The sequence below is a fragment of the Microbulbifer variabilis genome, assembly GCF_052467165.1.
On record NZ_CP174301.1, the window covers coordinates 4,388,294 to 4,409,698 of the forward strand.

A 21,405-nucleotide genomic window follows, 5' to 3' on the forward strand; every position below is an offset into this window, starting at 1 on the left:
GCCTTATTCGCCGCGCTTGCGCACGTCAGAAAGAAGATCCGCAAGGCTCGCCGCCTTGGGTTTTACCAGCCAGAAACGACTCAGGTAGTCATCAAAGTTATCCAGTAGCTCCGCGCCCCAGGCACTACCGGTTTCGGCGGCATATTCTTCTATCACCTCGCGCAGGTGGCTCTGATGCGGCTCAAGAATTTCACTGCTAATACGACGTAACTCAATCAACTCATGGTTGCAACGGTCGAAGAAATCCCGTTCCAGGTCGAGCACATAGGCAAAGCCACCGGTCATACCGGCACCAAAGTTAAAGCCGGTGCGACCCAGTACGGCAACCATGCCACCGGTCATATATTCACAGCAATGATCGCCAGCTCCCTCTACCACGGCAAAAGCACCAGAGTTACGCACGGCAAAACGCTCCCCAGCGCGGCCTGCAGCAAATAGCTTGCCCCCGGTAGCGCCATACAGACAGGTATTGCCGACGATACTGGTCTCCTCGGAGGCGAAGGTACTGTTTTCAGGTGGTCGTATCACCAGCTTGCCACCGGCCATACCTTTGCCGACGTAATCATTAGCATCCCCTTCCAGATACATCTCCAAGCCACCTGCATTCCAAACACCGAACGACTGCCCTGCCACCCCGTTAAGCTGTAGCTTGATCGGTGCTTCTACCATGCCCTGATTACCATGACGCTTGGCGATCTCACCGGACAGCCTTGCCCCCAGGGAGCGGTCGCAGTTGGTTATGTCATAGCTGAACTCGCCACCAGCAAGTTTCTCAATGGAAGGCAAAATCTCTTCCACCATTCGCTCGGCCAGTTCGCCCTTGTCCCAGGGCTCATTCCTGGCAGACTGGCAGGTTTGCGGTTTGCTATCGAGCAGTTCATCGGTATGTAACAGTGGAGAAAGATCGAGCTTCTTCTGTTTGTCGGTCTCTCCTTCCAACACACGCAACAGATCCACGCGGCCAACCAGTTCTTCCAGGCTGCGCACTCCCAACCGCGCCATCCATTCCCGGGTCTCTTCGGCAACGAAGCGGAAGAAGTTCATCGCCATCTCAGCAGTGCCGATATAGTGCTCATCACGCAGATTCTTACGCTGGGTAGCAATGCCGGTAGCACAGTTATTCAGGTGACAAATACGCAGGTACTTACAGCCAATGGCCACCATAGGTGCGGTACCAAAGCCAAAGCTCTCGGCTCCCAGGATGGCTGCTTTGATCACATCGAGACCGCTCTTTAAACCACCGTCAGTTTGCACCCGCACTTTGTCGCGCAAATCATTCGCGCGAAGGGTCTGATGGGTTTCAGCTAAGCCCAGCTCCCATGGAGATCCCGCGTAACGGATAGAAGTTATAGGGCTAGCCGCAGTGCCGCCGTCGTAGCCAGAGATGGTAATCAGATCCGCATAAGCCTTGGCCACACCTGCAGCGATGGTGCCAACGCCCGGGCGCGAAACCAGTTTCACCGACACTAACGCGTCCGGATTGACCTGCTTTAGATCGAAAATCAGCTGGGCAAGATCCTCGATGGAATAGATATCGTGGTGAGGTGGCGGAGAAATTAGCGTCACACCGGGCACAGAATAACGCAGGCGTGCGATCAGGCCATTCACCTTACCGCCGGGCAACTGACCTCCTTCACCGGGCTTGGCACCCTGGGCCACCTTGATCTGCAATACTTCGGCATTCACCAGATAGTGCGGTGTCACCCCGAAGCGACCGGAGGCGATCTGTTTGATCTTGGAGACTTTATCAGTGCCAAAGCGTGCCGGGTCTTCACCACCCTCACCACTATTGGAACGCCCGCCCAGCCGGTTCATTGCCTGGGCCAGTGATTCATGAGCCTCGGGCGACAGGGCCCCCAGAGACATAGCGGCAGAATCAAAGCGGCGCACAATTGCCGCAACTGGCTCCACCTCTTCCAGAGGTACTGACTCAATATTTTCTTTGAATCCGAGCATATCCCGCAGGGTTGCTACCGGACGCTGATTTACCAATTCCGCATAATCACGCCAAGCGGAATAGTCCCCAGTACTGGCAGCGCGGCGCAGCGCGGTCACAACATCCGGATTAAAAGTGTGGTACTCCTGACCGTGCACGTATTTGTGCAGCCCTCCGGGAGAGACCGGCTTGCGCGCCTTCCAGGCAATACTGGCACGCGATGCCATATCCGACTCCAGTTCAGCAAAACCGGCACCTTCGATACGGGTTGGCGCACCGGGGAAACACAGATCCACGACTTCTCTGGAGAGCCCCACCAGTTCGAACAGAAGGGCGCCGCGATACGAGGCCACCGTGGAAATTCCCATTTTCGATAGGATTTTCAGCAAACCCTTGATAATGCCATTGCGATAATTCTTCTGCGCTTCTGCGGCATCCAGCAGCAATTCACCGGTATCGATCAGATGATTGATAATGCTGTAAGAGAAATAGGGGTGCACAGCTGTGGCGCCAACACCTACCAGACAAGCCAGCTGGTGTGGATCTCTAGCACTGGCAGTGTCCACCACCACATTGGAATCACAACGTAGGCCCGCATGCACCAAGTGGTGGTGTACTGCACCGGTGGCGAGCAACGCATCAATAGGCAGCTGACCTTCGCGAATATCGCGGTCAGAGAGCACAACAATAACTGTACCGGCTCGGACAGAGGCCTCAACCCGTGCGCACAGTCTCTCAATTGCAACCTTCAGGCCCAGCTCCGCCGGGTCGTAATTCAGGTCGAATATTTCCGCATCAAAGCCAGGGCGATCCAGGGATAGCAATGCGGTGTATTTCATGTGGGACAGAACCGGGGAAGACAGTATCACCCGGTCTGCATGTGCTGGTGTCTCTTCAAATACAGATTTCTCACGCCCCAGGCAGGTCTCCAGGGACATCACCACAGTTTCGCGCAACGGATCTATCGGCGGATTTGTAACCTGGGCAAACTGCTGGCGAAAGTAATCGTAAAGGGAGCGGTTGTAGCGGGATAAAACCGCCATCGGCGTATCGTCCCCCATGGAACCAACCGCTTCCTGGCCGGCTTCCGCCATCGGGCGCACTACCTTATCGCGCTCCTCCAGAGAAGAGCTGAACAGTTTTTGGTAAACCTTGAACTGCTGATGGGAGAAATTGTTGTCTACAGGGGCGGTAACCAGTTTTGAGCGAATGCGTCGCGCCTTCTCTTTCAACCAGCGCTTATAGGGCTGGGCGCGCTTGAGCATATTGTCGATATCAGCAGTGTGGAGCAGCTTGCCCTCCAGAGTATCCACAGAAAGCATCTGACCTGGCCCCAGGCGCCCCTTGGCCACCACATCTTCAGGCGCGTAATCGTAAACCCCAATCTCTGAGGCCACGGTAATAATATCGTCTTTGGTAATCACCCACCTGGATGGGCGCAGACCATTGCGGTCGAGTGTACATACGGCATAGCGGCCATCCGTCATTACCAGGCCGGCAGGTCCATCCCAGGGCTCCATATGCATGGAAATATATTCGTAGAAGGCGCGCAGATCTGCGTCCATGCCCTCAACATTTTGCCACGCAGGGGGTACCAGCATGCGCAGTGCACGGTGTAACTCCATCCCGCCAGCAAGCAGCATTTCCAGCATGTTATCCAGACTGGAAGAGTCGGAGCCCTCACGGTTTACCAGAGGGGTCAGCTCATTCAGCTCCGGGATCAACTCAGTAACAAACTTGTTGGTACGCGCTACCGACCAGTTGCGGTTGCCGGTAATGGTATTGATCTCGCCATTGTGCGCCAACATCCTAAAAGGCTGCGCCAATGGCCAGCGCGGCATGGTATTAGTAGAAAAGCGCTGGTGAAACACACAAATTGCAGTTTCCAGGCGCGGATCGGCTAACTCTGGAAAAAACTTTGGCAGGTCTGCCGGGATCATCAAGCCCTTGTAGGAGAGGACACTGGTTGAGAGGCTGGCAATATATACATCACTACTCAGCTGCTGCTCGGCCTTGCGCCGTGCAACATATAAACGCGCATTGAAACGGGCCTCTCCCAGAGGCGCCTCGGCATCATTGATCAGCAGTTGCTCGAAGCGAGGCTGGCAGTCATGGGCAATAGGCCCTAGACACTCTGGGTTGGTTGGCACGGTGCGCCAGCCGACGACTTGCAAGGTCTGGGCTTCCAGCTCTTTCTCTATTGTTCGGCGGGCGTTTTGGGCTTCGCCTTCATCGAGGGGCAACATTACCGAACCTACCGCATAGACGTCCGTCAGTTCAGCATTAAGTAGGTCGCGGGCTTCGCCGCGCAGAAATGCATCAGGCTTCTGTAACAGGAGGCCACAGCCATCGCCGGTTTTTCCATCGGCAGCGATACCACCGCGGTGGGTCATGCAGGTAAGGGACTCTATGGCTGTCTGCACTAATTTGTGGCTCGCCACACCATGCAAATGAGCGATCAGACCAAAACCACAGTTGTCTTTGAACTCATCCAACTGATACAGACTGCTACCCATAGAATTCCTCGTCACTATCGATTGGGGGACCACAGGTAGTTCCAAAGCTCTACCTGTTATGGGCAAAAAATGCTCAAAGCTTTGCGCTACGCTCTCCTGCGGTCCCTGGCTAAAAGATCCCGAGATAAAAAAAGCCCTCTGGTGGGGCTTTCTTTATTGTTCTTGTTGGCGGTCGTCACGCCCCGCCATTATTTTCGGGGGGCGCGCAATATTACTTGCCTAACACTAGCTTTTCAATATTTTGTAGTTTTTTTATCTGCCAAACATCAATTAAGCAGATATATTTCCTGTATTGGCGAATTCTAGTTATCCAGTACTCCGATTTTAGGTCTTTCGAGGCGGTCATCACTTAGCACCACAGTTCTTTAGCGCTTCTATAACCTTTTCCCTCGGTGTGTCATCGACGACTTTTGCATTGCCCAACGCCCTTAAGAGCACCAATCGCAGTTTTCCATCCACCACCTTTTTGTCCACCTGCATAGCTTGCAGGAAATGATCAACGGTCATATCCGCAGGGGATTGCTGCGGTAGTTGGGCTTTAGCTAGTAGGCTTCGAACCCGCTTTAATAAATCATCATCTACATCGCCTTGCAATCGTGATAACTCCAGTGCCATCACCATCCCTGCGGCAACCGCCTCTCCGTGTAACCAACGTCCATAGCCTTGGACGGCTTCAATGGCATGACCAAATGTGTGGCCAAAATTCAATATGGCACGACGTCCAGCCTCACGCTCGTCACTGGCCACAACTTCAGCCTTATCCCGGCAACAGCGGTCAACGGCGTAAGCCAGCGCCTGCGGATCACGGCTCAACAGGGCGTCAATATTTTGCTCGATCCAAGAGAAAAATGGTTCATCACAAATCAGGCCATACTTAATGACCTCGGCTATGCCAGCAGAGAACTCCCGATCAGGTAAGGTCACTAAAGTATCCATATCCGCCAAGACCAGGCGCGGCTGGTAAAAAGCCCCGATCATATTTTTACCAAGTGGGTGATTTACACCTGTTTTACCGCCGACAGAAGAGTCGACCTGAGCGAGGAGTGTCGTAGGTACTTGAATGAAATCAACGCCGCGCTGGTAGCAAGCTGCAGCAAAACCACACATATCTCCAACAACACCACCACCCAATGCAATCAGGGTTGTTGTGCGGTTATGACGCTGCTCCAGTAAAGTATCGAAAATGCGATTTAGTGTATCGAGGGTCTTAAAGGACTCGCCATCAGGTAACTCGACAACATCGACCTTGTCGAAGCTGGACAAGCCCTTGAGTAATTGCTCTAGATATAAGGGGGCAACAGTTTCATTGGTAACAATACAAATCTGCTGTCCACGTATATAGGGCAGCAGATACTGTGAATCACCCAGGAGTTGTGAACCAATAATAATTGGGTAGCTACGCTCCCCCAACTCTACATTCAGGCAATGCATTGTGCTCTCCTTCCCGCCACCGCTGAGATTCAGCGAACTGAGTAAATGAGAGGCACTTTAGCACAGAGTCCAGGGAGGTTATTGGGAGAGGGTGTTCTGCAATCGTTCAACCACCAGCGCTACAGCCTGCTTGGGTGTCAGGTTATCAGTATCGCAAATAACATCTGCCACTTCACGATAGAGAGGTTCGCGCTCGTGCAATATTTCCTCAATACGCGCACGTGGGTCCGGAACCCGTAGAAGCGGTCGGTTGCTGTTTTTTGAGGTACGTTCGAATAACTGATCCACACTGGCCTGCAGATAGACAACAAGGCCGTACTTTTGCAACTGCCGGCGGTTCTCTTCCAACAGCACTATTCCGCCACCAGTACCGATAATCTGACACTCTCCATGGCATAGTTCTTCGAGTACTTCACTTTCACGGCGTCGAAAACCCGCCTCCCCTTCTACATCAAAAATCCAGGGAATGTCGGCACCGGTACGCTCTTCCAGCACCTTATCGGTATCGGCAAACGGCAGCTGTAATTGTGCAGCAAGCAATTTGCCGATGGTAGATTTGCCGGCCCCCATGGGGCCGACCAAAAATATGGAACGGTTAATCACTTAGAGTAAAAATTCTCATCTTCCATAATTCGAGGAGTGATAAACATGAGAAGCTCTCTCTTATCATCAGTTCGAACGCTTCTCTTGAATAGGTTACCTAAATAAGGAATATCCCCCAATAAAGGCACTTTAGTTTCACTTTCAAGGATATTACTTTCGAATATCCCACCTAAGACAATAGTCTCACCATTTCGCACTAATACTTTAGTTGACAGGTTATTAACATTAATTGAGGGTATTGATGCAAAATCAGTTACTTCAATCAATTCACCAACACTATTCTGTTTGATATTTAGTGCCATAATAATGTTGTTATCTGGGGTAATTTGCGGAAGTACCGTAAGCTCCAATACGGCTTCTCTAAAAGTTATAGATGCGGCACCTGAAGAGGTTCTTTCCTGGTAAGGGATTTCCACACCAGATTGAATCGTTGCTTCCTGCTTATCCCCTGTAACAACTTTAGGCTGGGAAACTATTTCAGCCTTACCCACATCTTCCATAGCTGACAGCTCGAGCCCCAGGTAAAAATTGTCCTTCAAGATAGCATAGGCCAAACTTCCCACCGCATTTGGCGCACCAAGGTCCACCATTAAGGGGTCCAATACATTTGGTGAGCCAGTCAAAACTCCATTGACAATTCCTACGTCATCATCCTCATCAAGAGGCAAATGCCCCCCAGCGCCAACTCCCGAAGTACTATCATTAATTTCATCAGCGCCAACATAATTCCATTGAACGCCCAATTCACTGGCAAAGTCACTATTAGCTGTAACAAGGCGCGCTTCAATCATCACCTGGCGGATTGGGATATCAATAACCTCTATCAACTCCCGAAACTGAGCAATTTTATCTTCCGTATCCGTCAGAATAATTGTGTTTGTTCTCTCGTCTACAATTGCGCTACCGCGAGGTGACAAAATACTCGCTTTATTGACATCCCGGCTATTTCCACCAGCAAATCCACCTTGCCCGGAGCTATCGCTATCTTTCCCTGAAAATAAAGTGAATATTTCTCCAGCATCAGCATAGCGGACACGGATATATTCAGTTAATAATGGAGCCAGTTCTTGAAGCTGTTTGCGGGTTTCAAGCTCTTGGCGCTCCCGCTCAGCAATCTCAGCGGCAGGCGCAACCATGATCACGCTGCCCTCCTGACGCTTATCCAGACCTTTTGCTTTCAAAATCAAAGCCAATGCTTGGTCCCAAGGTACTCCATCAAGTCGCAGGGTAATTCTTCCCTCAACTGTATCGCTTGCTACAAGATTCAGTCCCGTGAAATCGGCAATTATCTGAAGGACAGATCGCACTTCAATATCCTGGAAGTTCAGCGATAACTTTTTACCACTAAACTGAAACTCTTTTTCCTTCTCCTTTATCTCCTCAGCAGTGAGAGGCTTAACACTGAGCACATATTCCGTATCTGCCTGGTAGGCGAGATAATCATAATCAACGTCGGTAGGGTCAACAGCTATAACTGTATTTTGTCCATCGTAGTCAACAACGATTGAATTTACCACTGTAGCAAAATCAGTGACGTCAAGGCGTTGACGCAATGACTCAGGTAATTTCGCCCCCAGAAAAGTTAGATAAATCTTTCCTTTGGTACGCTCTACATCAATATTTACTGCTGGGTCAGAAAGGCTGACTATTACTTTGCCCTCCCCTTCTTCTCCGCGGCGAAAATCAACATTGTTAATCGCTATAGAGCCTGAAGTGCGAAACTGCTTTTCACCTCCAATACTAAGGCCACTATCATGAGTCATTGTGTCAGAGGGAGCGACTACCGTTGCCTGCTCAACCGAACCGGCACCAATCTCCAAGACTAGCTGATTACCTTTAACCTCACTGGTATAAGCCGGAAGCTGGTCCAGGTTAACTATCAAGCGGGTTCGATCTTCACTCGAGACAATTACTGCGCTTCGAGCCCCGCCTATTCCGAGAGAATACTTCTTTTGTGGCAGAGAACTCTCTACACCAGCAAGATCCATCACAATTCGTGCTGGCTGCTCAATCGTATATCCAGTTGGCTCAGGGGGTACATCGGTAAACGTTAAACGTAATTGCACCCTGCTACCAGGCAGCTCAGAAAACTGGATATCACTAAGCTGATTTATTTGAGCCTGTAAGGCAGCTGGAAGTACCGATAAAGCGAGCAATAATAGTTGAAACGGAGCTAAAAACTTGGCAAGTTGCTTTTTAATCATTATCCGTTGTCCTTTTCTTCCAACGTCAGTGCCCGCGGCCTCTCAATCCAGCCACCAGTGCCATCAGGTACAATTTCCAATACATCGAGCTGATCGGCATTAGCATTGACCACTCGGCCGTGATTTTTCCCAAGATAGTTTCCTATCGTCACTCGATGAATACCTCCGGCACCATCATCTATCAGCCCCCATAGTTGGCCATCCCGTGACAAAGTACCCACCATAGAAAGAGCGTCAAAGTTGAAACCTTCAAGCAACTCGCGACGACGGCTCATATCGGGGGCAATATCCAGTTTTCGTCCCACTAAGCGTTGCTCTGACTCCAATATGGGTCTTGTAAACGGGCTTCTCAGTGCCGCAGCGCTGTATACATATGGGCTGTAAGGAGTAAACGTCGGAATTGGCTCTATCTGCCCCTGGGGTCTTCTTTCAACCTCAGCCATTCTTTCTGTTAAATCTGAATGGTCTGCATTCAAACTACAGCCTGACACTGTAAAGAACGCGATAACAAGGATGGAAAGTCTTATCATTCCTCATCCCCTTGATCTTTATAACGATATGTTTTGGCATTAATCACCATATTGAGCAAACCACCACTGTCACGGCTCGCTGAAATATTAAAGTCATGTAGAGTCACGATTCGCGGCATGCCCGCAATACCACTAATAAAAGAGCCAAATTCATGATAGCCACCATGAACCTGGATTCTAATTGGCAGCTCCACATAAAATTCGCCTACCAATTCGTCTTGCAGAGCAACTTTTTCAATAGTTAAACCACTGCCACGACCATACTCATCTATATCCTCTAACAGACCTGGGACCTCAGTATCTTTCGGTAGCTGCTTAAGAAGAGCACCGAAAGTCTCCTCCATTTCTACCAGCTGTTCCCTATAAGCATCCAAGTTCGCAGCTTCAAATTGTTTCTTTTCAAACTGAGTAAAAAGGTCCTGCTCTTTTTTAGCGGCAATATCCAGCCTGCTATATAAATCACCAACCCAAAAATAATAACCGAGACCAATTATAATTGCCGTAATGATCACTAGTAGAGCAACACGCCCAGGTAAGGGCCAAACTCCAACACGGCTAAAATCGATATCATTGATATCCAGATTTTCAAGCTGTTTTAACGTATCCCCCAATGCCATGATCAGGATCCTTTAATTTGCTTCATCGACGTGTTCATTCTCTTTTTTTCGTCCACTGAGATTTACCGCCAATTGAAAAGCGCTGGCTTGCTCGCCAAAAGCTGGGCTCGCAGTGACGCCAGTAAGATTTGGGGAGTCATACCAATCAGACTGATCCAGGTTTCGCATAAAAGAAGAAACCCGGTTATTGGATTCAGCGATTCCAGATATTTCCAGGCTATTTCCCTTCCGCTGGAGAGAATTTAACCAGAGCCCCTCTGGGGTCGCTTGGACCAATTCATCAAAATAGCGCACAGCTAGAGGTCTATTCCCCTGCAGCTCCTGGATCACCCGCATGCGGTCAATGAGCTCCTGGCGCCGTTTCTTCAAATCTTTAATTTCACGCACCTGTTTATTTAGCGCACTGATTTTCTCCTGAAGAAGCTGGTTACGCGCGTTTTGGTTTGAAACTTGCTCGTCCACAGTCTCTATCCATGCAAACACTAATAGCGCTGCAGCAATTACCACTAGCAAAGCTACTTGTTGAAAGTCCTTTTGCTTCTTAGCTCGATACTCCTGGCGCCAGGGTAGCAGGTTTATTTTGGCCATATCAGTACTCCTTCTCCCGCATCGCTAACCCTGCGGCAATCATCAACGCAGGTGCCTCATTGGCCAGAGACTGGCGATTTATTCGCGAGGAGAGGCTCATCCCATGGAAAGGATCAGCGACTAGTGTGGGTTTACCCAATTTCTCACCAACTAACTCGGATAACCCCTCCATTGCTGCGACGCCACCGCTGAGCAGAATGTAATCCACATCACTATATGAGGTGGAGGAGTAAAAGAATTGCAGTGAGCGAGTAACCTGCTGAATGACAGCATCGCGGAAAGGTTCCAGTACCTCAGCGTAATAATCATCCGGCAATCCGCTGCCTCCCTGGTGCTTGGCCAATGAGGCTTCCTCGGCAGACAGACCATAACGGCGCTGGATTTCATCAGTAAGCTGGCGGCCACCGAAAAGCTGTTCACGTGTGTAAACAGTCTTGCCGTCAACAAGAACTGACAAAGCACTCATGGTGGCACCAATATCCACTACAGCGACAACCATTTGCTCCTGAGGCGGAAATTGATCTTCCAACAGGGTATAAGTTCGCTCGATGGCATAAGCCTCCACATCGACAACACCCGCTTCCAACTCCGCTTCGCTGAGAGCAGAAATTCGCTGCTCAATATTTTCACTGCGACAAGCCGCGAGCAGAACTTCCACCTGATCCTCACCCTTTTCAGATGGCCCCTGCACCTCAAAATCCAAACTCACCTCTTCAAGTGGGTAGGGGATGTACTGATCAGCTTCGAGAGCTATACGCGCCTCCAGATCTTCATCGGAGAGATCTGCGGGCATTTCGAGAGTCTTTGTGATTACTGCCGAGCCGGAAACGGCTACTGCGGCACGACGCAGACGAGTCTTGGACCGGCGCACCACCTTGCGAATAGCTTCGGCTGTGGCTCCAACATCATTGATGTTCTTATCTACCACCGCATTGGGTGGAAGAGGTTCCACGGCGTAACTTTCGACACGATATTTATCACCATTGCGACTTAGCTCCAGCAACTTCACTGCAGTCGAGCTAATATCGAGTCCCAGCATGGCCTTCGGGCCTTTATCCAGAAAAGGGAAAATCCCCATTTTTCTTATCTTTTCCGTGGGTTATGAAAGTTTGATGTTATAGCACTTTAAATTACCGCTTCAACCAGCATTTGCATAGGTAATAGCGCACAATATTCGTATAATTATTCACCGAATCTTACAAATGAAGTACACAGAAGCAGTTTCATGACCGTAAAAGCCCGAAATCGTCTACTAGCACTGCTCTGGCTCTGTCTCGCCGGGACGGCCGGCGCAGCCATGACTCTCGCCAGCATTTATCTTTACTTAAAGCCCGGGCTGCCCTCCGTTGAGAGTCTGCGCGACATTCGCCTGCAGACTCCCCTGCGAGTCTATTCACAGGATATGAAGCTTATTGGGGAGTTCGGGGAGAAACGACGTAACCCGATTACCATTGAGCAGACGCCAGAGCCTTTTATCAAAGCGGTTTTAGCTGCCGAGGATGCGAGTTTTTACTCTCACAATGGTGTTTCAATCAAAGGCTTGATCCGCGCGGCTTCACAACTAATTCGAACCGGTTCAATTCAATCGGGCGGTAGTACCCTGACCATGCAGGTGGCGCGCAACTTCTTCCTGAGCCGGGAACAGCGCTTCGTACGTAAGTTTAATGAGATTCTGCTATCTTTACAGATTGAGCGCGAACTCAGCAAAGATGAAATTCTCGCCTTATATATCAACAAAATTTTCCTGGGTAACCGCGCCTACGGCTTCCAGGCCGCCGCTCATGTGTACTACGGCCGCGATATCAAAGACCTGAACCTGGCCCAGTGGGCCATGATGGCGGGCCTTCCCAAGGCGCCCTCCACATTCAATCCAATTGCCAATCCGACCCGTGCCCTGGTGCGGCGTAATTGGATTTTGAAACGCATGCTCGATCTCGACTATATCGACCAGGATGAATACAAACACTCCATTACCGCTCCTGTGACCGCCAGCTACCATAGCCGCGACCTGGACCTGGATGCCCCCTATATTGCCGAGATGGCACGCAAGGAAGCGGTGGAGCTATTTGGTGACAGCGCATATACAGATGGCTACCAAGTCATCACTACTGTCGATAGCCGCCTTCAGGACGAAGCGCGCAAAGCCCTTCAGCATGGCCTGGAAACCTATGATTCACGCCATGGCTATCGTGGTCCCGAGCAACGCCTACCACCTGAGCTGTTGCACGATAGCGACCAGTTGATCGATCTTCTCAATGAAATACCAGTCCTGGGAGGGCTTGAGCCAGGGGTAGTAACGGCAGTAAAGCCCAAGCTCCTACAGGTTCAGTTACGGGATCGCCGGGTTGTAGAGGTTCCCTGGGAGAATGGACTTAAATCCATTCGCCCCTATATCTCCGAAAGTGCTCGCGGACCACTTTTGCAGTCCGCAGACAAAATGTTTGCCCCCGGTGACGTCGTTCGGTTACGCCGCATTGAAATTGATAAAACTGATGAGGACCAAGCTGCAGTTCAAACTGTGAGCGTGGCGGAAGAAGTGCCTCAACCCGATCCTTTCGCCAGTCCTGAAGAAGAGGGTCCCGATCCCCAGGAGCCCCAGGTCACCGAAGAGTGGGAGCTGACCCAGGTACCCGCCGCCCAGGGAGCCTTGGTTTCCATCGCCCCTGAGGATGGCGCAATACGCGCATTGGTGGGCGGTTATGACTTCCGCCAAAGTCACTTCAACCGGGTAACCCAGGCGGCACGTCAGCCGGGTTCGAGCTTTAAACCCTTTATCTACGCATCGGCTATCGAGCGGGGCTACACTGCCGCCAGCATGATCAATGATGCCCCAATTATTTTTGAGGAAACCAACCTTCAAGATGTATGGCGCCCCGAAAATGATGGCGGCACATTCTTAGGCCCAACCAGATTGCGTATGGCACTCTACAAGTCACGCAATATGGTCTCCATTCGCCTGCTGCAGGCTCTGGGACTGGACTATGCCTTGGGCTTTGTGGAGGGCTTCGGCTTTGAGCGCAGCAAGCTGGCACGCAACCTGACTATCGCGCTCGGCAGCTCGGCTCTGACTCCATTAGAAATGGTTCGTGGCTATGCCGCCTTCGCCAACGGCGGTTATCGGGTGGAACCCTACCTGGTGGACCGAGTGCTGGATGTTAATGGCAAAATGCTCTACCAAGCTTTACCGCTCACCGTTTGTAACGACTGTCCAGAGCCCGGCAACGAACCCCAGGGTTTTAATCGGGAACCCGTGGATCTGGCAGTGTTGCAACAGGAAGGGGAAGGGCCAGATCAAGGCGAGACGCCCCCAGAACTAGAGGTTCTACCTGTCGGCCCTATGGACCCGACAAAATCCCAGGCAAGGCCACTGGCGCCGCGTGCCATGTCACCAGAGACAGCGTACATCATGGATTCCATCCTCAAGGATGTGATCAAGAAAGGCACCGGCCGCCGTGCACTCGCCATGAAACGCGGGGATATCGCTGGTAAAACCGGAACTACCAACGGACCCCGCGATGCCTGGTTCTCGGGCTACAGCCCCTACCTGGCCACCAGCGCTTGGGTCGGCTTCGACTCCTATGGCGAACTGGGCAAAAATGAATACGGTGGCTCTGCAGCCCTACCTATCTGGATAGACTTTATGACGGCCGCGCTGGAGGGATTGCCGGAACGTCATTTGGCCCAGCCCGACGACATTGAGACCGTACGCATCAACCCGGAGAACGGCCTGCGTACTTCCTATGGCGGCATGTTCGAAATTTTCCGCACCAATCGGGTGCCCAGCCGCGAGGTCTACAACCCCTATCGCAACCGCTATACGGATGAAGATCGGGATATGCCCGGACGGGAACAACCGAGAGAATCCCTGCCGGAGGAACTATTCTAGTAGATTTGCTTCGGCAAATATGAAGGGGCATTTGCCAATTACAAAAATAAAAAGGGGCCTAATGGCCCCTTTTTTAACACTCTATCCAAAAAGATATCGCACTATTTGGGAGTAGCCTCAGTCCATCTCACGGTACTTAAGACAGGCCCGCTCCAGTCCCTGTAGATCGGGGATCACAGCTTCTTCACCGGAAAGTGCCACGTGCATCAACTCACCAGGATTCAATGTATGCTCACGCAGAGCCAGCTCTTCTGGAGTCACCCGTACCAGTCGAGGAGTCCCCTGCAGAATGAGCGCAAAATACGGCAGGTCACCATCAGGGTTACCACTGCTTAGCACCGCAATACGTCCATTTTCAGAAGTGCTACTGAGAGATTCACCGCGCATCACATCAAAAGACAGCAGTGGCAACCTCTGCTCACGCCAGATTAAGTCTCCGAGATACCACTCGGGGGCGTCGTACACAGCCACAGGGGTCTGTATCGCAATGACCTCAGAGAGGCTTTCTACGGGCACCAGCATCTGTCCCTGTTGCAGGGGCAACAACAAACTGCTCACTTCCTGCGGAACATCTACTGACAGTGCTTCAACTTCACTCATTGCCTATCTCTTATCTATAGTCTTCGAGGCCGCTTCAGCTGCCAACAGCTGAAGCACCTGCGTATTCACGGATTGCCTCAAGTAAAACATCTTCCTGGTATGGTTTGCCCAGGTAATGGTTTACCCCTAGCGACATGGCATGATCCCGGTGCTTGCTACCGGTACGCGAGGTAATCATCACGATAGGGATATCCCTTAAGCGACTGCTGGAGCGGATATGGCGCGCAACCTCAAAACCATCCATACGTGGCATTTCTATATCCAGCAGAATCAAATCGGGAATCTTGTCTTGAAGCTGGATCACCGCATCCTGGCCATCTTTGGCGGTACTTACCAAATAACCCTCGCGCTCAAGGAAACGCGAGGTTACCTTACGTACCGTCACGGAGTCGTCCACCACCATCACTGTTTGCTGGCGATCTTCCGGTTCGGGCTTAGGCTCAGCCTGCAGCTGCAACTGTGGCATTTCCGGGCGAGCGAGCTGAGTTGCCTGGCGGCGCAGCAGGGCATGTGCATCGAGAATCACAACCACGGTGCCATCACCGGTTACTGTAGCTCCAGAAACTCCCTGAACCCCCGCAAATTGTGGCCCCAGGCTCTTCACCACAATCTCCCGGCTGCCGCGGATAGCGTCAACCTGCAAAGCCATGGCGTGCCCTTCTGAACGCACCAGCAAAACTGGCAGCTGCATATCGTCAACACTGAGTTTGGGCTGGGCACCGGACTTCAGTAGGGTACCGAAGTAGTTCACTTCATAAAGTTCACCGGCGTACTCAAAGCGCGCATCCTCGGAACGGTAGTAATGCTCCAGCTCAAAAGGACTGAGACGCACAATACCCTCGATAGTATTCAGCGGTAGAGCGAATAAGTCCTCACCGATTTTTACCATCAAGGCGCGGTTAACAGATACCGTAAACGGCAACCGCACGACAAACTCAGTTCCGGCACCTGCTTCGGAGTTGATATGTACACTGCCACCGATCTGCTTGAGTTCAGCGGAAACTACGTCCATCCCCACACCTCGACCGGAAATCTGGGTTACCTTTTCTGCAGTAGTAAACCCCGCCTGCAAGATAAACTGCAGTATCTCGTTATTGGACAGCTCAGCATCCGGGCGCATCAAGCCATTCTCGACGGCCTTCTCCCGCACCCTGATTAAGTTAACTCCGGCGCCATCATCGCGAATGGTCAAAACCACTTCGCTACCTTCTCGCGCCAGGGCTACATCGATACGACCGCGCTCTGCTTTACCAGCTGCAAGACGTTCTCCCGGCATCTCGATACCGTGGTCCACGGCGTTGCGTAACATATGTTCAAGTGGCGCAACCATACGCTCGAGCATGGATCTATCCAGCTCACCCTCCACGTTGGAGAAAACGAGCTCAACCTGCTTGCCAAGCTCGGCACTCACCTGACGCACAATACGACGCAAACGCGGTACCAGACGGGAGAAAGGCACCATGCGGCTGCGCATCAGGCCTTCCTGCAGCTCGGTATTCACCCGTGACTGTTGCAACAACAAAGTCTCTGTATCACGCGCTTTGTTATCAAGCGTTGAGCGCAGTTCCATCAAGTCAGAGGTAGACTCCAATAGAGAGCGGGACAGCTGTTGAATAGATGAGTAGCGGTCCATTTCCAGTGGGTCAAAGTCACCATCTTGTTCCGCCAACTGCTCCTGGCGGAAGAGAATTTGTGCTTCGGTTTCCCGGTCCAGACGGCGCAGCTGTTCATTGAGGCGCAACAGAGTTGCATCCATCTCGTCCAGGGCCAGGCCGAACTCACTCATCTGCTCTTCGAGGCGACCACGTGAAATAGCAGTCTCACCGGCAAGGTTAACCAGCTCTTCCAGAAGCTCAGCGGCAACACGTACCATTTCCTGGGGTTGGTTACGAGTAGGAGTCGCAACCTCTGTATTGGTAGTGCTGGACTTGCGAATAAACGGCAATACGTTCCCGCCTTCCGGGTTTTCCACTGGCTCCGGCAGCAGGGAAGGTATGTCAGATGAGTCGACCGGGGTCTGACCCGGCAACTCTACTGTCGGCATAGGCTCTTCGGCAGCGTTGTTTACCTCTCCCTCGATTGGAGGTGCTTCAACGGGCATTTCCTGCAGAGGCGCTTCGCTGCCAGAAACCTGCACTGCAGCTGCTGACGCAACATGTCGATCTGCCCAATCGGTACTGAGCAATTGAACGAAAGCTTCCAGCTGCTCACCCGCCATCCAGGCGCGTATGGTTTCAACCCCGTCAGCTATTCGATCGTGGATACGGTGAGCATCGGCAAAAAATTCTGGCGTGGGGCGCGTATTATCACGCATACCCTCAATGACAGTTTCAAAACGGTGGGCAACTTCACCAAGCCCCATCAAGCCAGCCATACGCGCACCACCTTTAAAGGTATGCAACACCCGCTTCAAGGCTTCCGCTTGTTCGTGACTTTCTGGCATGTCCTCCCAGCTCTGGATCAACTCTTCCAGCTCGTCGGTAAGATCACCGGCCTCCTCCATAAAGACATCAACCACATCGGGATCAATGTCAGCCAGCAGACGCTGTTGTTCCGCAACCCGGTCTTCGCTGTGGATAGCAGCTGGCTCAGCAACCAAAGAGGTCGCCGTTACAGGTTCCTCCGCGATTGTAAGTTCCAGAGGGATATCGATAAGCTCCGGATCAGGGTGCTCAGTGATAGCTCTATCGGCACGACTATCAGCTGGAGTCTCGGAGAGTGCCTGATACAGGTCATCCAGTGTGGGTTCCTGGGCCTCTTCTGCTTGGGGCTCAGCCACTTCAATATTACTGTCCGGCTCAATGACTTCAGCTCTTGGCCGCGACACATAATCATCCGGCTCGAGTACTGGTTGCTCCGCTTCAATCTCTACAGCGATAGCTACCTGCTCTGACTCCTCTTCTGCGGATGCGACAGAGTCCAGCTCTTGGGGCTCTATCCCCAATTCACTCAGATCGTAGTCTTCCTCCGCAGCCTCGACAGTTGCCTCGTCCTCCGCCAGATAGCGCAGCGCCTCTTCAACGGCTTCACTCACTTCTGGCAGATCCTGGGCTGCAGCCACGGCATCAACAAGGTCGAGCAGCTCATTGTGTCCTTGTTCCAGAGAAGCCCAAAGTGCAGGCTCCTCCTCAAGCTTGCCGGCCAGCACCTTGCGATAAACAGCTAATAGCAATTGTGCTAGTTCGGCCAGAATGGGCAACTGCGCACGACTGGCAGCCTCTTGCAGGACGTCCAGCTCTTCAGCAACTTCGTTGACTTGAGTTTTATCCGTGGGATTCGCTCGCCATTGGTTGAGCATCTGGTCGGCATCCAACAGGACCCGCATGCCATCGGCCATCAGCACCGCAAGCAACTGTGGGTCTACCGCTTTCGGTTCGTTGGCCTCGCGCTCACGTATCAGATGGCCTACAGAGCGCTCCTGCAATTCCGCTACGCGAGCAACAAACTGCTCAGACTTTTCTACCTGAAGGAGCTCGGCCGCGCGAATCTGCCCCAATACCTGACGAACATAGCTGGCACCATCACCGATCAGCTCGAAGATATCCGCATCAATGGGCACCTGATAAATGCGCAGTTCTTTCGCAAAGCGCTCCAGCGGCGCCATCATCTCGGCAACCACCTTAACTTCCGCCATGTGGGCAGAGCCTTTGAGGGTGTGCAACGCGCGATGGAGCGGATCGCTTGGTACTCCATATACCGGGGCAACTGCGCGCATTTCCATGAGGAAATCATCAACAACAGCGAGGTGTGTCTCAGCTTCCTGGGCGAAAATCTCCCAAAGCTGCGCGCGATCGTCGCTGTTGTCATCTTCAACAGTATCGCTCGTTGAGGCTTCACCAACATCCAACGCCAACAGCTCCTCAGGGATCTGCCCCTGACTAAGCTGCTCAGCCCAAGCCTGCAATTGCAGGGTAAGAGGCTGATCTGGGTCCCCTTTGCCAAGGCGGAAAGCCTCAACCATTGAGGGCAGTTTTTGGAAGACCTGCTCAATCAGGAGTACATGGGCCCGCTGAGGCGTGACGCTGTCATCAATCACCCGATTCAGCATATTCTCCACTGACCAGGCGAGCTCACCGATGTCCAGCGCCTCAACCATACGGCCGGACCCTTTGAGGGTGTGGAAACCACGTCGGAATTCCACCAGAGCATCAGTATTGGCAAAATTTGCCGCCCACTCAGGGAAGTAGTTGCCTATATGGGTAAGGACTTCACTGGCCTCTTCGAGGAAGATTTCAATGATCTCATCGTCGATCAAGCTTTCGCTGTCGTCCACAAATACCTGGGGTTCTGCAGACTCTTGGGCCGGCCCCTCAACGGGTTGAACATTAGATTGCTCCCCTGCCGGTACGGGCACCTCAACTTCCGAAGTCTCAACAGCGGAATTCTCTACCGCTTGTGTAGCTACTTCAGCCTGTGCATTTACCCCATTATTTGAGAGCCTGTCATCGTCCTGATCAGCCGTAGTGGAAAGCTCTTCTTTGGCAACGCGTGGAGCAGAAACGGAAATGGATTCCGCTTTGGTAACATCGTCTCCACCGGCAACACTCTCAAATGGTAATGTTGCTTCTTCATCAGTGTCGCTGCCACCCGGCAACTCATTAACTGCTTCCGATTCTACCGATTCAGGTACAAAGGTATGGTGATCGGTTAACTCACTTCCAGTTTCCCCGGATATGGCAAATTCGGGGTCAAGCAGATTAAAGCCATCATCCCCCTCCTGACTCTCCACAGTGGCCTGCGGTGCTTCGTCCTGGGGAGCAATTACTTCCGAAGCCTCAATCTGAGGACTTTCGAGGGCAAAGCCCAAGTTGGCCACGCTATCCTCAGCCAGCGCCAACAGCATTTCAGTATCTTCCAGCCCCTCTGAGCGGCGCTCCAGATAGTACTCGACACTGGTTATCGCATCAGCCAGGGTATCGAGCATGCGCCATTCAGGCTGTTCAGCTTGCTCGATTAGGGATTTATTAATGTAATGGTTACAACAGGCAATAATTTCACCAGCACGCTGGTAGCCTACCATTTCCAGACCACCACAAACTTCCTGCAGACGTTGCGGTACCCGGCTTAAATAGCTGATATCCCAATGGCTGGCGACATACTCCATTACCGCCTCTTTCACGGCCTCAAGGCCCAGGCGCGCCTCGCGCAAAACTGAGTCGGTGGCATCTCCCATTATCGGCTGTTCATCATCGACCTGCTTATTGCGGTCAACAGTGGCAGCAAGGGCCGAATCAAGCTGTACCAGCTCACCGGCAGCACGCAGTAGGTATTCCTCGACATCGGTGCCGCGGGAGGCATCACGCAGATATTCATAGATGCCGCGGGCGCGGCCGCGCTGCGCCTCCAAGCCAAGTACGCCAAGGGTATCTGCGATCCGCTTGGCAACTGCAGCGGTATCACTTAACGGTGGTTGCTCACTGGCGCCACTCGGTTCCAGCGCCTCGCGAACCAATTGCAACTCTTCCCGCAGTGCGGCGATCGCAGTACCCAGAGCCTCAGGGCCCATGGCCAGCACGTCCTCTGTATCCGGTCGTGGTGTCCCCGGAACCGCTTTATCCAAGGCAAAACGCTGGTATAAATCCTGACAGCGCGGGCCATTTGGGCCCGCCAGGTATACATAAAAAAGAAGGTTTCGCAGGAAATCCGCATCAAGGCGGGCATCCAACACCTTGGCACCGCGCCCCTGCAATAAACGGAATTCCACATCTACACGACGCAACAGATGACGAAGGGCCGGCTGGACATTGATGCGGTGCTCGCCGAGCGCCTCCAGGAGCCCCAGTAAAATCTCCCACTGAGTTTGGCGCCGACTGCCGCTATAAAGCAGCTGCATTTTCTCAATGATTTTATTCAGGTACGCCAGACTCTCACCACTGTTCACATCCCGAATCAGGCCGGCAGCTGCTACGTGATACATTTTGCGCAGCTTTGTTACAAGCTCCTGCAAACGTGCACTATCAGCAGTCAGTGGTTGGCGCTTGCCACTTATACGATCCAGGGAGGATAGGTCTGGAGAGAAGAGCGCACCCTCGGTGATCAGGCGCTCACGGCGGACCGCACGCAGGTCATTGAGTAAGGGTAACAGCAGGACTGCGTTATCACGACGCTGAAAAGAGACCTTCTCAAGGTAGAGCGGCAGCTCCAACAAAGCGCGCATAAGGAATTCACGCGTTTCGTCGGTGTTTTCAACACTGCCACTGGCAAGGGCCTGTACCAGTTGTTCCATCTCTTCGGCGAGCATCGCTGCGCCACTGAGTTGAGCCATATGCAGGCTGCCGTGTACCTGGTGAACCAGGGACAAACTATTCTGCAGCAGTGTTGCACCCGCTTCTGGATCCGAGGCAAATGTCTCGAGGAACTGGCGCGCCTGCGCCAGGGTCTCGTTGATTTCACCAATCAGCCAATCCAGGGCCATGAAGTTCGGATTGTCGTGACTCACGCCGAGCCCCCAATAATTCATTCTCTACACAGGCGCTATACCCCGATGCGAACCT

Annotated in this window: 11 protein-coding genes; 1 reads left to right on the forward strand and 10 read right to left on the reverse strand. The window is 52.3% G+C overall.

Annotation, left to right across the window (positions count from 1 at the left end; translation table 11 throughout):
* Nucleotides 1-3 precede the first annotated feature (3 nt).
* From gltB to ACJJIP_RS19550, 8 genes are all read right to left on the reverse strand, one after another.
* The gene (gene gltB / locus ACJJIP_RS19515; RefSeq protein ID WP_444945825.1) at nt 4-4,452 is read right to left on the reverse strand and encodes a glutamate synthase large subunit; all 4,449 of its coding nucleotides are present in this window, start codon (nt 4,450-4,452) and stop codon (nt 4-6) included.
* Between the two features lie 345 nt (nt 4,453-4,797).
* Entirely contained in the window at nt 4,798-5,883 is a 1,086-nt protein-coding gene (aroB, locus tag ACJJIP_RS19520) for a 3-dehydroquinate synthase (RefSeq protein ID WP_020413638.1), read from the reverse strand.
* 78 nt (nt 5,884-5,961) lie between these two features.
* On the reverse strand, nt 5,962-6,486 hold the full coding sequence (gene aroK / locus ACJJIP_RS19525) for a shikimate kinase AroK (RefSeq protein WP_020413639.1): 525 nt from the start codon (nt 6,484-6,486) through the stop codon (nt 5,962-5,964).
* Nucleotides 6,483-8,690, reverse strand: coding sequence for a type IV pilus secretin PilQ (locus ACJJIP_RS19530; protein ID WP_444945826.1), 2,208 nt, complete (start codon nt 8,688-8,690; stop codon nt 6,483-6,485). Before ACJJIP_RS19530 ends, aroK begins: the two co-directional genes overlap by 4 nt.
* Nucleotides 8,690-9,220 carry a pilus assembly protein PilP gene (locus ACJJIP_RS19535; protein ID WP_282951889.1) on the reverse strand — a complete coding sequence of 177 codons (531 nt, stop codon included), beginning with the start codon at nt 9,218-9,220 and terminating at the stop codon, nt 8,690-8,692. The genes ACJJIP_RS19530 and ACJJIP_RS19535 overlap by 1 nt, the downstream gene beginning before the upstream one ends.
* On the reverse strand, nt 9,217-9,837 hold the full coding sequence (locus ACJJIP_RS19540; RefSeq protein WP_020413642.1) for a type IV pilus inner membrane component PilO: 621 nt from the start codon (nt 9,835-9,837) through the stop codon (nt 9,217-9,219). Before ACJJIP_RS19540 ends, ACJJIP_RS19535 begins: the two co-directional genes overlap by 4 nt.
* A gap of 12 nt (nt 9,838-9,849) precedes the next feature.
* On the reverse strand, nt 9,850-10,425 hold the full coding sequence (locus tag ACJJIP_RS19545; RefSeq protein WP_020413643.1) for a PilN domain-containing protein: 576 nt from the start codon (nt 10,423-10,425) through the stop codon (nt 9,850-9,852).
* A gap of 1 nt (nt 10,426) precedes the next feature.
* Nucleotides 10,427-11,503: a pilus assembly protein PilM gene (locus ACJJIP_RS19550; protein ID WP_282951891.1), complete on the reverse strand. Its 1,077-nt coding sequence runs from the start codon at nt 11,501-11,503 to the stop codon at nt 10,427-10,429.
* Between the two features lie 147 nt (nt 11,504-11,650).
* On the opposite strand from ACJJIP_RS19550, the gene ACJJIP_RS19555 reads away from it, so the two are divergent.
* On the forward strand, nt 11,651-14,311 hold the full coding sequence (locus ACJJIP_RS19555; protein WP_282951892.1) for a penicillin-binding protein 1A: 2,661 nt from the start codon (nt 11,651-11,653) through the stop codon (nt 14,309-14,311).
* A gap of 117 nt (nt 14,312-14,428) precedes the next feature.
* Here ACJJIP_RS19555 and ACJJIP_RS19560 read toward each other — a convergent pair whose 3' ends face one another.
* Both ACJJIP_RS19560 and ACJJIP_RS19565 read right to left on the reverse strand, forming a co-directional pair.
* Nucleotides 14,429-14,911: a chemotaxis protein CheW gene (locus ACJJIP_RS19560; RefSeq protein ID WP_353375740.1), complete on the reverse strand. Its 483-nt coding sequence runs from the start codon at nt 14,909-14,911 to the stop codon at nt 14,429-14,431.
* Between the two features lie 34 nt (nt 14,912-14,945).
* Nucleotides 14,946-21,326 carry a hybrid sensor histidine kinase/response regulator gene (locus ACJJIP_RS19565; protein ID WP_444946940.1) on the reverse strand — a complete coding sequence of 2,127 codons (6,381 nt, stop codon included), beginning with the start codon at nt 21,324-21,326 and terminating at the stop codon, nt 14,946-14,948.
* Nucleotides 21,327-21,405 lie beyond the last annotated feature (79 nt).